Annotated in this window: 13 protein-coding genes; 9 read left to right on the top strand and 4 right to left on the bottom strand. The window is 69.6% G+C overall.

What is annotated here, in order from left to right; all coding sequences use genetic code 11:
• The first annotated feature begins 113 nt into the window (after nt 1-113).
• From EHS43_RS02720 to EHS43_RS02695, 6 genes are all read left to right on the top strand, one after another.
• Nucleotides 114-1,715, top strand: a complete 1,602-nt coding sequence (locus EHS43_RS02720; protein ID WP_125188934.1) for a glycosyltransferase family 2 protein — start codon at nt 114-116, stop codon at nt 1,713-1,715.
• Nucleotides 1,712-2,761: a glycoside hydrolase family 26 protein gene (locus tag EHS43_RS02715; protein WP_125188933.1), complete on the top strand. Its 1,050-nt coding sequence runs from the start codon at nt 1,712-1,714 to the stop codon at nt 2,759-2,761. The genes EHS43_RS02720 and EHS43_RS02715 overlap by 4 nt, the downstream gene beginning before the upstream one ends.
• Nucleotides 2,758-4,674 (top strand): glycosyltransferase family 39 protein, encoded by a 1,917-nt coding sequence (locus tag EHS43_RS02710; RefSeq protein WP_260470359.1) that lies wholly within the window; start codon nt 2,758-2,760, stop codon nt 4,672-4,674. Before EHS43_RS02715 ends, EHS43_RS02710 begins: the two co-directional genes overlap by 4 nt.
• Complete coding sequence (locus EHS43_RS02705) at nt 4,671-6,461, top strand: glycosyltransferase family 39 protein (protein WP_125188932.1); 1,791 nt, start codon at nt 4,671-4,673, stop codon at nt 6,459-6,461. The genes EHS43_RS02710 and EHS43_RS02705 overlap by 4 nt, the downstream gene beginning before the upstream one ends.
• A 68-nt stretch (nt 6,462-6,529) precedes the next feature.
• On the top strand, nt 6,530-7,288 hold the full coding sequence (locus EHS43_RS02700; protein WP_125188931.1) for a polyprenol monophosphomannose synthase: 759 nt from the start codon (nt 6,530-6,532) through the stop codon (nt 7,286-7,288).
• A gap of 8 nt (nt 7,289-7,296) precedes the next feature.
• A complete protein-coding gene (locus tag EHS43_RS02695; RefSeq protein ID WP_125188930.1) occupies nt 7,297-7,824 on the top strand; it encodes a GtrA family protein in 528 nt (175 codons plus the stop codon).
• Nucleotides 7,825-7,875: 51 nt separating this feature from the next.
• On the opposite strand, the gene EHS43_RS02690 is transcribed toward EHS43_RS02695, so the two are convergent.
• The gene (locus EHS43_RS02690) at nt 7,876-8,763 is read right to left on the bottom strand and encodes a hypothetical protein (protein ID WP_125188929.1); all 888 of its coding nucleotides are present in this window, start codon (nt 8,761-8,763) and stop codon (nt 7,876-7,878) included.
• Nucleotides 8,764-9,110: 347 nt separating this feature from the next.
• Between EHS43_RS02690 and rplM the strand changes: the two genes are divergently transcribed.
• The 3 genes from rplM to glmM all read left to right on the top strand — a co-directional run bounded on the left by rplM (nt 9,111) and on the right by glmM (nt 11,631).
• Nucleotides 9,111-9,554 (top strand): 50S ribosomal protein L13, encoded by a 444-nt coding sequence (gene rplM, locus EHS43_RS02685; RefSeq protein WP_037719127.1) that lies wholly within the window; start codon nt 9,111-9,113, stop codon nt 9,552-9,554.
• A gap of 42 nt (nt 9,555-9,596) precedes the next feature.
• Nucleotides 9,597-10,118, top strand: coding sequence for a 30S ribosomal protein S9 (gene rpsI / locus EHS43_RS02680; RefSeq protein ID WP_125188928.1), 522 nt, complete (start codon nt 9,597-9,599; stop codon nt 10,116-10,118).
• Between the two features lie 154 nt (nt 10,119-10,272).
• Nucleotides 10,273-11,631, top strand: coding sequence for a phosphoglucosamine mutase (gene glmM, locus EHS43_RS02675; protein WP_125188927.1), 1,359 nt, complete (start codon nt 10,273-10,275; stop codon nt 11,629-11,631).
• A 21-nt stretch (nt 11,632-11,652) separates the two neighbouring features.
• Here glmM and EHS43_RS02670 read toward each other — a convergent pair whose 3' ends face one another.
• From EHS43_RS02670 to EHS43_RS02660, 3 genes are all read right to left on the bottom strand, one after another.
• Complete coding sequence (locus tag EHS43_RS02670) at nt 11,653-12,573, bottom strand: DUF389 domain-containing protein (RefSeq protein ID WP_125188926.1); 921 nt, start codon at nt 12,571-12,573, stop codon at nt 11,653-11,655.
• Nucleotides 12,574-12,599: 26 nt separating this feature from the next.
• Nucleotides 12,600-13,589: a type I pantothenate kinase gene (coaA, locus tag EHS43_RS02665; protein WP_125188925.1), complete on the bottom strand. Its 990-nt coding sequence runs from the start codon at nt 13,587-13,589 to the stop codon at nt 12,600-12,602.
• A 72-nt stretch (nt 13,590-13,661) separates the two neighbouring features.
• Nucleotides 13,662-13,983: CbrC family protein (locus EHS43_RS02660; protein ID WP_148104011.1), on the bottom strand; the 322-nt coding region annotated here is incomplete at its 5' end.

Below are 13,983 nucleotides of genomic sequence, written 5' to 3'. Positions count from 1 at the left end.
CGTAAAGGGAAAAGACGGTTATGCTTTCGCGGTCCGGCCGCGAGTTCGATTTACCAGGGGAGGCCGGGCTTTCGGTGGGGTAGACAGGGCCGGGTCAGGCCCTGGGGGGTTTGATGACTAGTGCAGTTGACGCTGCCGCGAGCACCGAGCGTTCTCGTCGGCGCAGGCGGCCGGTGGGCAACCACGGGCTGTTGCCGCAGCCGCCGGACGACGTGGAGAAGTACTCGTACACGCGGCGCCACCTGTGGGTGCTCACCGTCGGCTCGCTGATCAGCTTCGCCTGCCTCGCCGTGAGCCAGTTGCTGTTCACCGCGTCCAGCCCGTGGTTCTGGCTGACGATGCCGCTGCTGGCCTTCGCGGTCGCCGACTACCTGATCTCGCTGTACCTGGACGGGCTCAGCAAGGACTTCGACGTCAAGAAGCACAAGCGCCTCGTGCGTGCGTGGCGGCCCGCCAGGTATCCGAGCGTGGACATCTTCCTGCCGGTGTGCGGAGAGCCCCTGGAGGTGCTCCACAACACCTGGGTCCATGTGAACCGGCTGGCCGGCAGCTACCAAGGGGTCGTGAAGACGTACGTCCTCGACGACGCCGCCGAGGACGAGGTCGGGGCCATGGCCGCCGACTTCGGGTTCCACTACGTGGTGCGGCCCAACCGCGGCTGGTTCAAGAAGGCCGGCAACCTCAACCACGCCTTCGAGAAGACCGACGGCGACCACATCCTCATCCTGGACGCCGACTTCGCGCCGCGGGCCGACCTGCTCGACGAGCTGCTGCCGCACATGGACGACGACGAGAAGGTCGCCATCGTGCAGTCGCCGCAGTTCTTCCGCATCGTCGACGCGCAGAACTGGATCGAGCGGGGCGCGGGCGCGGTGCAGGAGCAGTTCTACCGCTCCGTGCAGACCTCGCGTGAGGACCATGACGGGTCCATCTGCGTGGGCTCGTGCGCGGTCTACCGGCGCGCGGCCCTGGAGCAGACCGGCGGCATCACGCTGATCGAGCACTCCGAGGACATGTACACCGGCTTCGATCTGCGGGCCCTCGGCTGGAAGCTGCGCTACGTGCCCGTCGCGCTGTCCGCCGGCGTGTGCCCGGACACGGCCGGCGCGTTCCACAACCAGCAGTACCGCTGGTGCATGGGCTCGCTGGAGCTGCTCACCAGCAAGCGGTTCTGGGAGATGGACCTCAAGTTCAAGACGCGGCTGTGCTACGTCTCGGGCTTCCTCTACTACCTCCAGACCGCGCTCGCCACCTTCATCACACCGATCATCCCGCTCGGCCTGATGATCCTCCGCCCTGACCTGATGCGCGCGGAGGCCACCCTCTGGGTGCTGCCGAGCGTCGCGTACGTCACGCTCGTGCTGCCGCTCTGGCATCGGGCGCCGTACCGGCTGGAGGCCTGGGCCGTCCGTGTCATGTACGGGTGGTCGCACGTCTTCGCCGTCTGGGACGTGCTGCGGGGCCGGCCCATGGGCTGGAAGCCCACCGGTTCGGCGGGCGCCAAGAAGAACGGCATGCGCCGCTACTGGAACTGCATGATCTTCTGGACCGGCGGCACCGCGGTGGCCTGGATCGTCGTTGCGGCCTGGCGCATCCTCACCCTCTATCCGCCGGACTTCGCGCTGATGCTGTCCGCCGGACTCTTCTACGCGATGGTCGTCGGCCGTGTTCTCGTCCGGCCGCACGCCCAGGAAGTGCAGGAAGCGACCGCATGAGTTTCTCCGTGCGCCACGTACGAGCCCTGCGTCCCCTGCGGGCGCTGGCCGCCGTCCTGCTCGCCGGCGCGCTGGCGGCCGGATGCAGCACGTTCTCCGACGAGGGCCGCGCCCAGTACGAGCGCGGCCAGGGCGAGGAGCCCGCCGCCACCGGCGCGGCCGCGGCCACCGAGTCGGCGAAGCCCGAGCCGCCGTACGACGTGCGGCCGCTGCTGGAACCCGGGAAGAAGTACCTGGGTCTGGCCGCCGACGGTGCCCCCGCCAAGATGACGTCCGTCGAGGACTTCGCCCGGCGGGCCGGCAAGAAGCCCAACCTGATCGAGTTCTACTCGGCCTGGGGCGACCAGTACGAGCAGCGGCTCGTGCAGAACTCCTGGGACTACGGCGCGGTGGCCTTCATCGCCTGGGAGCCGTTCAAGACGAGCTTGAAGGACATCGCCTCCGGTAAGGAGGACGCGTACATCCACGAGTACGCGCAGTCCGTCAAGGAACTGAACCTGCCCGTGGCGATCAGCTTCGGGCACGAGATGAACGGCTTCTGGTACCCGTGGGGCACCAAGAAGGCCACCGCGGCCGAGTTCACCGCCGCCTACAAGCACATCCACGACATCTTCGGCGACGAGGGCGCCACCCAGGTCATCTGGGTGTGGAGCCCGAACGTCACCCACCCGATGCCGAAGGTGAAGCTCAAGCCGTACTGGCCGGGCGACGACTACGTCGACTGGGTCGGTGTCATCGGCTACTACGGCGCCACCGGCCCGAGCACCTACCGGACGCTGTACGGGCCGACGATGGCACAGATCCGTACGTTCACGAAGAAACCATTCATCATCGCGGAGACCGCCGCGCAGGCCGGTGAGCGCAAGCCCGCCGACATCAAGTCCCTCTTCCAGGGGACCGCCGAGCGCGACGACGTCATCGGGTTCGTCTGGTTCAACTTCGACAAGGAGACGGACTGGCGCATCAGCAGCGGTCCGCTGTCCGAGAAGACCTTCAAGGAGCAGGCCGCGAACCCGCGCTTCGGATTCGACGTGACGAAGCCATGAGCGAGCGAACGACGCCCCCGTGGGCGGACGACTCCCAGCTGCGTGACGAGTACGCGTACGGGCAGCAGTACAGCCACGGCGACCAGCAGCAGTACGGTCACCTCGACGACAGCGGGCAGCGGTACGCGCAGCGCGAGAGCCTGCGGCAGTACGCCCAGCAGGCGCAGCCGGCCCACGCGCCGGACCAGGAGCAGGCCGGCGGCTACCAGCCCGGCCATTTCACCGAGACCGGCAGCTGGCGCTTCGACGTCCACGACCGGACGTCGTCGTACACCGACCAGCAGGCGTACGACACCTTCGCGCCCTTCGACCCGTACGCCTCCTACACCGCCGTCGAGCCCGAGCCGGTGGCCCCCGTGGTCGCGGAGCCCGAGCCGCGCACGCCCGGCTACACGCTGCCGCCCGTCGCGGAGTCGTCGTGGGCGGTGGACACGCGGCGCAGCAAGCTGCTCGGGCGCGGGGTGCTGCTGTGCATCCTGCTCGTGCAGGCGGGGCTCTCCCTGCGGCTGACCGGCACGGCCTTCCAGGACGAGGCGCTCTACATCGCGGCGGGCCACTACGAGCTGGCCAACCTGCTGCACGGCACCAAGCTGCCGGTGGACTTCGCGGCCTACTTCTCCGGGCACCCCAAGCTGTATCCGGTGCTCGCCGGTGCCGTGGACAGCCAGTTCGGTCTCGCCGGGGTACGCGTGGTCAGCCTGCTGTTCATGCTGGGCGCCACCACGCTGCTGTACTCGCTGACCCGGCGGCTGTTCAACCTGCGCGCGGCGCTCGGCGCGGCCGCGCTCTTCTCGGTGCTCCAGTCGACGATGGTGCTCGGCAACTTCGCCACCTACGACGCCGCCGCCATCTTCCTGCTCGCCCTGTCCGCCTGGGCGGTGGTGCGCACCGACCGGATGAAGGCCCTGGCCGTGCTGCTCGCGGCACCGCCGGCCGCGCTGGCGTTCGGCGTGAAGTACGCCTCCGGTCTGTACCTGCCCACCCTGGTGGTCCTCGCGGTGATCACCGCGCACCGGCACCGCGGCGTTCGCGCACTGGGCCGCGGTGTGGTGCTGGGCGCGGGCATCGTGGCCCTGCTCGGGATCGGCTACCACTTCTCCGGTCCGCTCGGCGGCATCAGCTCCACCACCACCGACCGCGCCAAGGGCACGGACGCGGCGGCGACCATGCTCCAGCACAGCGCGGAGTGGGGCGGGCTGGTCTTCCTGGCCGCACTCGGCGGCACGATCGCCTATGTGCTGCGCGCGCGGATGGGGGAGATGCCGTGGATCGGCGGCGAGACCTCGGGGCGCTGGCGGCGCGCCGCGCTCGGCCTGCTGCTGACCGGCACCGCGCTGCTCGCGCCCGCCTACCAGATCCACCTGCACACCGAGATCTCGCTGTACAAGCACGTCGGCTTCGGACTGTTCTTCGCCGCGCCGCTGGCCGGACTCGGCATGGCCCGCCTGGTGGGCCCGCACTTCCGGCATCCACAGCTGGGGATCCTGCTGTACGTCGCCACCCTCGTGTTCGGCATGGTGCAGGCCCAGCGGGCGTACAGCTTCCCGGACTCCACGCAGATGACCGCGTACCTGCGCACGGTTGTCGACAGGAAGGGCACCTACCTCGCCGAGGAGCAGGAGGTCCCCGCCTACTACCTGCGGGACAGGACCGGCTGGACGCAGTGGCAGAACTCCTACTTCATGGACTACCGCGGCACGGACGGCAAGCAGTACACCGGCCCCGACGCGTTCCGGCAGGCCGTCCGTGACGGGAAGTTCGACGCGATCGTGATGCACGGCAATGTCAGCCCGGTGACGTACGAAGCGGTGCAGGAGGGGTTGAGGAACAACTCCCTCTACCGGCTGGCGGCCGTGTTCCCGTACACGACGAGCAGCGGAGAGCACGCCTACCGGATCTGGGTGAAGCGATGAGTCACCGTGCCCCCGCTCCCTACGGTGGCGGCTACCCCGGCGCCCCGGACGGCCACGATCCCTATGCCGGACAGAGCGCCCACGCCGCCCCGGGCGGGTACGGCGCTTCCGGCCAGTACGCCGATCCGGGCAGCTACCGGGCCGGCCATCCGGGCACCTACGCGGGCACGCAGAACGCGTACGTTCCCGAGCCCGCCACCCCGGAACCGGTCGCCCCGCAGCCACCCGCGGACGAGCCGGCCGACCAGGAGCCCCAGGGCCCCGCCGGCGGACGGCTCGCCACCGCGGCGGTCTTCCTGGTGCCCACGGCGCTCGCCTTCGCCCTGATCCTGCGCGGGATCGGTGACCGCCAGCTGTGGCGCGACGAGCACGCCACCTGGTGGGCGGCCACGCTGTCCTTCCACGACCTGAGCCTGCTGATCCGCTCGATCGACGTCGTGTTCACCCCGTACTACGTCCTCATGCACCTGTGGATCGCCGTCGCCGGGGACTCCCCGGCCGCGATGCGCATCCCCGGTGCGGTGGCCATGGCGGCCTCCGCGGGCCTGCTCGCCCTGCTGGGGCGGCGGCTGTTCACCACCCGGACGGGACTGCTCGCGGGGCTCGCCTTCGCCGTCGTGCCGGTCACCACGCGGTACGGGCAGGAGATCCGCCCGTACGCCTTCGCGGTGGCCGCGGTGCTGCTGTCGACGCTGCTGCTCGCCAGGGCGCTGGACAAGCCGTCGTTCAAGGTGTGGATCGGCTACACGGTGTCGGTGCCGCTGATCGGCTGGAGCCACCTGGCCTCGATGGCCGTCCTCGGCGCCCACCTGGCGATGATCCTCATCGCGCGGCGGTCCGGCGACAGGATCGTGGGCTGGGCCTATGCCGCGGCCTGCACACTGGGCCTGTGTTTCGTCCTTCCCGTGGCCGTCTCCGGCTCCGGGCAGAGCGGGCAGATCGCCTGGAACAACCCGGTGCTGAAGGACCTGATCGACTTCCCCAAGAACCTCTTCGGGTCCTGGGCGGTGGCCGTCCCGGTCATGGCGCTCGGCGCGCTCGGGCTGTTCTTCGCGGGACGGCGTGCCCTTCCGCTGGCCGTCTGGATCGTGCTGCCGCCCCTGGCGACCTACGTCACCGCCGACCAGCTGCACCTCTTCCTGCCGCGCTATCTGCTGTTCACGGCCCCCGCCTGGGTGCTGCTCGCGGCCGTCGCCGTGGTCCGGATCGCCGGGCCGGTGGCCGGGGCGAAGGCCGGTACGGGAGCGGCGGCCAGGCGAGGCCTCGGCTGGGTGCTCGTGGCGGCAGCGGTCGCCGGGATCGCCTTCCAGTCGCTGCCCGGCCTCCGTGAGACCCGGCACAACGCGCTGGGCGAGCCCGATTTCCGCGGCGCCGCCCGGCTCATCGAGGCAGGGCAGAAGAAGGGCGACGGCATCGTCTTCAGCGGAGTGATGTCCGAGCGCCGGGCCATGGACTACGAGCTGCGCGACGACGCCGGCCGCCCGCGCGACTCGCTGATGTACCGCACTCCGCAGGAACTGGGGTCGTTCGGCGCGCTCGAATGCCCGGACGCCGCCAGGTGCCTGGCCGGGGCCGACCGGCTGTGGCTCGTGTCGACGACGCTCGACGGGCAGCCGTTCAGCGGCATGCCGAAGACGACGGCCACCGTGATCCAGAAGAGCTTCAAGGTCGTGAGGACCAGGAAGCTGTCGTACCTCCAGCTCGTGCTCCTCGAAAGGACACGCGCGGCGACGGACGACCCGTCCGAGGACGAGGACGCCGCCGCGAAGCGCAGGGTGCATACCTGAGCTGGGTTCCGGACGCGGGAGAACCCGCGTCCGGCGGGGGGAGCAATCCATTGGGGAGGGGAAGAAAGATGACGTACGACGTGGGGGCGGATGTGGCCGTCACGGTGGTGATGCCTACGTACAACGAGGCGGCCAACCTGCCGAGAATGGCCGAGGCGGTGCTTCAACTGCCGCTCGACGGGCTCCACTTGAAGATCGTGGACGACTCCAGTCCGGACGGGACCGGACGGATCGCCGAGGAGCTCGCCGAGAAGTACAACGCGGACGGGCGGCGCCGGATGAGCGTGCTGCACCGGACCGAGAAGGACGGGCTCGGACGGGCCTACGTCGCCGGCATGACCGCCGCGCTGGACGAGGGCGCCGAGTACGTCGTCCAGATGGACGCCGACGGCAGCCACCCCGTGGAAGCGGTCCCACGCATGCTCGGTACGGCCCTGGCGTCCGGGGTCGGCCTGGTCGTGGGCAGCCGGTACGTCGAGGGCGGCTCCCTGGACGAGGAGTGGGGCAGGCACCGCGTGCTGCTGTCCCGCTTCGCCAACCGCTACGCCCGGACCGTGCTCGGCACCAAGATCCGGGACATCACCGCGGGCTTCAACCTGTGGTCGGCGGCCACCCTGCGGGACATCGACCTCGCGACCCTGGACAGCGCCGGCTACAGCTTCCAGGTCGAGCTGAAGTTCAAGGCCGTCCGCGCTGGACACAGCGCCGTCGAGATCCCGATCCGCTTCGAGGAGCGCACTGAGGGAGTCTCCAAGATGAACCTCGCGACGCAGATCGAGTCGGCCGTGATGCCGGTACGGCTGCGGCTGCGCAACCGACGGGGCTGACCGGGACGGTGAGCAGCGGACGACATGCGCTTCCCTCCCGGTTCGGGAAGCTGTACCGCGAGATCGCGAAGTTCGGCATGGTCGGCGCGTCGGGCTTCGTGGTGAACCTCGCGGTCTTCAACCTCATCAGGACCGTCACCGAGTGGCAGACCGTGCGGGCCAGTGTCCTCGCCACGGTCGTCGCGATCCTCAGCAACTATCTCGGGCTGCGCTACTTCGCGTACCGCAAGCGGGACCAGGAGGACCGCAACAGCCGCAGGAAGGAGCTGACCCTCTTCCTGCTCTTCAGCGCGATCGGCCTGGTCATCGAGAACTCGGTCCTCTACGCCACGACCTACGGGCTCGGCTGGGACGGCACGCTCGCCACCAACATCAGCAAGTTCCTCGGCATCGGTGTGGCGACCCTCTTCCGCTTCTGGTCGTACCGCACCTGGGTCTTCAGGACGGCCGGGAGCCGGCGGACGGCCGGCAGCCCGCCGGAACCCGTCGTGCCGTATCCCGAGCCCGTCCTCAGCGGCTCCTGGGAGCGGTCCTGAACCACGAGCGGTGCCCGGCGAACCGGACCCGGCGCGCCTCGGCGCGCCGGGTCACTCGCTCGCGGCCGTGGACGCCTGGGCCTCGCCGCGGCGGTGGATCTGGCGGAAGGTGAACTCGGCCAGGTTGTTGCCGATGCTGAAGACCGCGGTGTCCTTCTCCGTGACGTTCTTGCCGCTGGCGAAGCCGGCGATGGTGAAGTACGCGTAGCGGCCGTAGGAGTTCGAGGTCGTGCGGCAGATCGCGGAGTTGCAGAAGGGCTTGACCGCGCCGCCGGACAGCGACTTGACGATGTCCTTCTTGGTGTTGACCTGCCCCTTGGCCTTCGTCGCCTGCGCCTCCGTGTCGAAGACGGCCACGCCGACCGTCACCGAGACGCCGTCCTTGGTGTAGCTGACGCGCATGAACTGGGTGCAGCCGTCGGCGGAGAGGATCTTGCCGAGGCCGGCCTGGACGCCGTCGGCCGCGGCGCAGTTCTTGGTGTCGGAGGTCGTGCCCTTCTTGTACACGGTCGAGCCCATGGTCAGCTGGGTGCCCGGGAACAGGATCCGGGCGCTGAGCGGGGCCGTGTCCTTGGCCTTGCTGGCGATGAAGTCCTTCGGATCCAGCGGCGGCGGGGCGCTGGTCGGCGCGAACGACGGGGCGGTCCCGCTCGCGCTGGGGATCGCCGCGGCGGGCACCGAGGACGTCGGCTTGTTCGCCTCGTCGTCGCCGTTCGCCGACACGACGGCCATCGCCACGGCGGTGCCTATCCCGACCGTGGCGAGCGCGCCGCCGACGATGAAGAACAGCCGACGGCGTCTGTTGCGGATCTCCGAGGCCTCGGCGAGCGCGGCCCAGTCCGGAGTCTGCTCGCCCCCGCCGCTGCTCCACGGCTGCTGCGACTGCGGTTTCCAGGGATCCCACTGGGACGGGGGTCCCCCCTGCTGCCCAAAGCTCATGGGGCGCATCTTAGACGGGGGACGGGAGGTGCCGTGGGGCCTGTGGACACCGGCCCCGGGGACCTTTCCGGCACTGCCGCACATCTCGGCCGCGAAGGCGTCGCGGACGGCCGGGAACGGGTCACCGGGGACTCGTTTTGACCCGTCCGTGGGACCCCGGGTATCCTGCTTCTTCGTTGTGTATTGGCCTGCTCATTCTGACGCGAGCGACCTTTACCTAGGTTCCCTGGAGCAGTTACCAGTGGGCGGCATACGGGCAGTGGCCCGGCCATTGTCGTCCCCAGCTGCACGATCGCTTCAGTGATGCCATGTGTCAGCACCCATCCACTGAAGAAGAAGGCTGCGAAGTGCGTACGTACAGCCCCAAGCCCGGCGATGTGACTCGCCAGTGGCACGTCATTGACGCTCAGGACGTCGTCCTGGGCCGTCTTGCCACCACTGCCGCCTCCCTCCTGCGCGGCAAGCACAAGCCGATCTACGCCCCTCACGTCGACACCGGTGACTTCGTCATCATCATCAACGCCGACAAGGTGCACCTGTCCGGCAACAAGCGGACCCAGAAGATGGCGTACCGCCACTCCGGTTACCCGGGTGGTCTGCGCTCGGTCCGCTACGACGAGCTCCTCGACAAGAACCCCGAGAAGGCCATCGAGAAGGCCGTCAAGGGCATGCTTCCCAAGAACACCCTGGGCCGTCAGATGCTCACGAAGCTGAAGGTCTACTCGGGCGACCAGCACCCGCACGCTGCCCAGCAGCCGGTGCCGTTCGAGATCACCCAGGTCGCGCAGTAAGTCCGGCCACCCCCTAAGACTGAAGAGAATCTGAGGAGAATCGTGGCCGAGACCACCGTCGAGACGCCCGTCGAGGGCGAAGAGATCGTCGACATCGACAGCTACACCACCGAGTCCGAGGTCCCCGTCGAGGGCGAGTACACCTCGGAGTCGCTCGCTTCCCGCTTCGGCGAGCCCCAGCCGGCCGCCGGCCTGGGCCGTCGCAAGAACGCCATCGCCCGCGTCCGGATCGTCCCGGGCACCGGCAAGTGGAAGATCAACGGTCGCACCCTTGAGGACTACTTCCCCAACAAGGTGCACCAGCAGGAAGTCAACGAGCCCTTCAAGGTGCTCGAGCTCGAGGGCCGCTACGACGTCATCGCCCGCATCGCGGGTGGCGGTGTCTCCGGCCAGGCCGGTGCGCTCCGTCTCGGTGTCGCCCGCGCGCTGAACGAGGCCGACGTGGACAACAACCGCGGCGCCCTGAAGAAGGCCGGCTTCCTCCGCCGCGACGACCGTGCGGTCGAGCGCAAGAAGGCCGGTCTCAAGAAGGCCCGCAAGGCTCCGCAGTACAGCAAGCGTTAATCGCAGCTGCCTGTACGTCCGAACGCCCCGGCGGCACGCCACAGTGCCGCCGGGGCGTTCGTTTATCACTGCCTTAGGCGTATAACGACACAAGGCGCTCAAAGGCTCATGTGATCGGATGATCTCCGTAACTGACGCTTCCTCAGGAGGACAAGTGGGACGACTCTTCGGCACGGACGGCGTGCGCGGTGTCGCCAACGCGGATCTGACGGCCGAGATGGCGCTCGGTCTGTCGGTCGCGGCGGCGCACGTGCTGGCCGAGGCGGGTACGTTCCAGGGCCACCGGCCGACGGCGGTGGTCGGACGGGATCCGCGCGCGTCCGGGGAGTTCCTGGAGGCCGCCGTGGTCGCGGGCCTCGCGAGCGCCGGCGTGGACGTCCTGCGCGTCGGAGTGCTGCCCACGCCCGCGGTGGCGTATCTCACCGGCGTGCTCGGCGCCGACCTCGGCGTCATGCTCTCCGCGAGCCACAACGCCATGCCGGACAACGGCATCAAGTTCCTCGCGCGCGGCGGGCACAAGCTCGACGACGAGCTGGAGGAGCGGATCGAGGCCGTCTACGAGGAGCACAAGGGCGGTGAGCCCTGGGAGCGGCCGACCGGCGGCGGAGTCGGCCGGGTCCGCGAGTACAACGAGGGCTTCGACAAGTACGTGGCGCACCTGATCGCCGTCCTGCCGAACCGTCTCGACGGGCTGAGGATCGTCCTCGACGAGGCGCACGGCGCTGCCGCCCGGGTGTCGCCGGAGGCCTTCTCCCGGGCCGGCGCCGAGGTGATCACCATCGGGGCCCAGCCGGACGGGCTCAACATCAACGACGGGTGCGGCTCCACGCACCTCGGGCTGCTGAAGGCCGCCGTCATCGAGCACGGCGCGGACTTCGGCATCGCGCACGACGGGGACGCGGACCGGTGCCTGGCCGTCGACCACACCGGTGAGGAGGTGGACGGCGACCAGATCATGGCCGTGCTCGCGCTGGCGATGAAGGAGCGTTCGGCCCTGCGGTCCGACACCGTGGTGGCCACCGTCATGTCCAACCTCGGCTTCAAGCTGGCGCTGGAGCGGGAGGGGCTGCGGCTCGTCCAGACCGCGGTGGGCGACCGGTACGTGCTGGAGGAGATGAAGGAGCACGGCTACGCCCTCGGCGGCGAGCAGTCCGGGCACGTCATCATCCTGGATCACGCCACCACCGGGGACGGGACGCTGACCGGGCTGATGCTGGCGGCCCGTGTCGCGCAGACCGGGCGGTCGCTCAAGGAGCTGGCCTCGGTGATGGAGCGGCTTCCCCAGGTGCTGATCAACGTGCCCGACGTGGACCGCTCGCGGGTCGCCACGTCGGGCGAGCTGGCGGCGGCGGTGGCCGAGGCCGAGGCCGAACTTGGGGCCACCGGGCGGGTGTTGCTGCGGCCGTCGGGTACCGAGCCGCTGGTGCGGGTGATGGTCGAGGCGGCGGACATCGATCAGGCTCGGTCTGTTGCCGGGCGGCTTGCCGATGCGGTGAAGTCGGCGTTGGGCTGATCGCCGGGGCGGGCCTGTGCGTCAGGTGCGTTTGCGCCAGGCCCACTTCTGGAGCATCAGGGTCACCGTGCCCGCCAGGATGATGCCCAGGAGGTTCAGCAGGAGCTGTTCCGTCGAGCCCCACGTCTGTTTGGTGTCGCCGTAGCTGAGAGCCACCGCCGCGTTGGCGGCCGCCGGGACCGTGGTGACCGAGATGGCCACGCCCACCAGCGCACCGGACTTCGCCGAGGTCAGGGAGAGGGTGCCGGCGGCTCCCGCGAGGACGGCGACGATGAAGGAGAAGGCGTCCGGGGCGTAGACGAAGCCGGTCTGCGGGCGGTCGCCCTCCAGCTTCTGCTCGCTGAACAGATTCAGCGCGTCCATGAAGAGACTGAAGCCCACCGTCACGGCCATCGCCACGGCGAAGCCGACCAGCAGGGCGATCAGGGAGCGCAGGGCCAGGCGGGGGGCACGCTGCACGATCGAGGTGGAGATGCCGGCCAGCGGGCCGAACTCCGGGCCCACCGCCATCGCGCCCACGATGAGGACCGCGTTGTCCAGCACCACACCGCAGGCCGCGATCATCGTGGCCAGGGTGATGAAGGCGAGGTAGGTGGCGGAGAGCGTCGACTCCTCGTGGGTGGCGTCGGTCAGGTGCTCCCACAGGACCGCGTCCGCGCCCTCGCCGGGTGCCTCGTCCTCGGCCTGGTCCGCCCGCTCGGAGAGCGACAGGTCGATGTTCTCCACGGCGATGGAACCGGTCTTGTCGAGGTCCAGCTTCCGCAGCTCGCCGATGAGTTCGTCACCGGCCTCGCGGGCCACGTCGCACATCACGACATCGCCCGCGGGGTTGCGGGCGGCGCCCGGCATCACGACGACGTGGGTGGTGCCGATCGTGTTCTCGATCAGGCGGACCACGTCGTCGGTCCGTCCGGCCGGTGTGATCAGGCGCAGATGCAGCATGCGCCTATTTAACAGGTGCGCTTTTCCTACAGCTTGCGGAGGCTGAGCCTGCGCACCTTGTGGTCCTGGCCCTTGCGGATCACGAGCGTGGCGCGGCCGCGGGTGGGGGCGATGTTCTCCACCAGGTTCGGCTTGTTGATGGTCCGCCAGAGGGTGCGGGCGTAGTCGACGGCCTCCTCCTCCGAGACCTGGGTGTACTTCCTGAAGTACGAGTCGGGGTTCTGGAAGGCGGTCTGCCGCAGCTTCCTGAACCGGCTGAGGTACCAGCGCTCGATGTCCTCGACGCTCGCGTCGACGTACACGCTGAAGTCGAAGTAGTCGGCGAGACCGACGCGGGTGCGGCCGTCGGTGCCGGGGAGGGCGGGCTGCAGGACGTTGAGGCCCTCGACGATCAGGATGTCGGGGCGGCGGACCGTGAGCCGCTGGTCCGGGACGATGTCGTAGATCAGGTGGGAGTAGACGGGGGCGGTGACCTCGTCCTTGCCCGCCTTGATGTCGGCGACGAAACGGGTCAGCGCGCGGCGGTCGTACGACTCCGGGAAGCCCTTGCGCGACATGAGCCCGCGCGCCTCCAGCTCCCGGGTGGGCAGCAGGAAGCCGTCGGTGGTGACCAGCTCCACGCGCGGGTGCTCGGGCCAGCGGGACAGCAGGGCCTGGAGGAGGCGGGCCACGGTCGACTTGCCCACGGCGACCGATCCCGCGACCCCTATGACGAACGGCGTGCCGGACTGGGAGCCCTGTTCGCCCAGGAAGGTGTTCAGGGCGCCTCTGAGGCCGTCCGTGGCGCCGACGTAGAGATTGAGCAGCCGGGACAGCGGGAGGTAGATGTCCCGCACCTCGTCGAGGTCGATCACGTCACCGAGGCCGCGCAGCTTCTCGACCTCGTCGGCGGTGAGGGGCAGCGGCGTCTTGTCGCGCAGCGCGCTCCACTCGGCTCGGGTGAGGTCGACGTAGGGAGTCGCCTCCGGCTTGTGCCGGTGGGCGCTCCGGGGCATCGAGGAGACCGGAGAGATCACAGTCCATTGTTAACGGAGTTTGAACGGGGTGGGGGGTGTGGTGCGTCACGCGGGGCCCGGTGGCGGCTTCCGTCAGGCGCGATCCGCGTAGGCGAGGTGGGTCGCGCAGACGCGGCAGCGGAACAGGTACGCGGTGGGCGGGTCGTCCTTGCCGGGGGAGCCGAGGACGTCCTCGCCCCCGTCCGGTGACCGCCGGCGGAGGTCGGCGACGGCGTCCGGGTACCGGTCGAGTTCCTCCGCGCCGGCGCGCCCGAGGAACGCGGCCCCGTCGCCGCAGTGCGTGAGCCAGGCCGGCGACCGCCGGGCGAGGAATCCCGGGGTGCGTGTGAGGATTGCCGTCACGACGTCTTCGGGTACGTCCCCCTCGATGCCGTCGACGAAGGTGGCGCCGTAG

The organism is Streptomyces sp. RP5T, from assembly GCF_003933965.1.
In the GTDB taxonomy this organism is placed as follows: domain Bacteria; phylum Actinomycetota; class Actinomycetes; order Streptomycetales; family Streptomycetaceae; genus Streptomyces.
The sequence above is the reverse complement of the archived record's forward strand: the minus strand, read 5'-3'. Positions and strand labels throughout refer to the sequence as shown.

What these genes read in the sequence shown, in the direction of transcription:
- EHS43_RS02720 (WP_125188934.1), top strand. Translation starts at nt 114, where the DNA reads ATGACTAGTGCAGTTGACGCTGCCGCGAGCACCGAGCGTTCTCGTCGG.
- EHS43_RS02715 (WP_125188933.1), top strand. Translation starts at nt 1,712, where the DNA reads ATGAGTTTCTCCGTGCGCCACGTACGAGCCCTGCGTCCCCTGCGGGCG.
- EHS43_RS02690 (WP_125188929.1), bottom strand. Translation starts at nt 8,763, where the DNA reads ATGAGCTTTGGGCAGCAGGGGGGACCCCCGTCCCAGTGGGATCCCTGG.
- EHS43_RS02705 (WP_125188932.1), top strand. Translation starts at nt 4,671, where the DNA reads ATGAGTCACCGTGCCCCCGCTCCCTACGGTGGCGGCTACCCCGGCGCC.
- EHS43_RS02700 (WP_125188931.1), top strand. Translation starts at nt 6,530, where the DNA reads ATGACGTACGACGTGGGGGCGGATGTGGCCGTCACGGTGGTGATGCCT.
- EHS43_RS02670 (WP_125188926.1), bottom strand. Translation starts at nt 12,573, where the DNA reads ATGCTGCATCTGCGCCTGATCACACCGGCCGGACGGACCGACGACGTG.
- EHS43_RS02710 (WP_260470359.1), top strand. Translation starts at nt 2,758, where the DNA reads ATGAGCGAGCGAACGACGCCCCCGTGGGCGGACGACTCCCAGCTGCGT.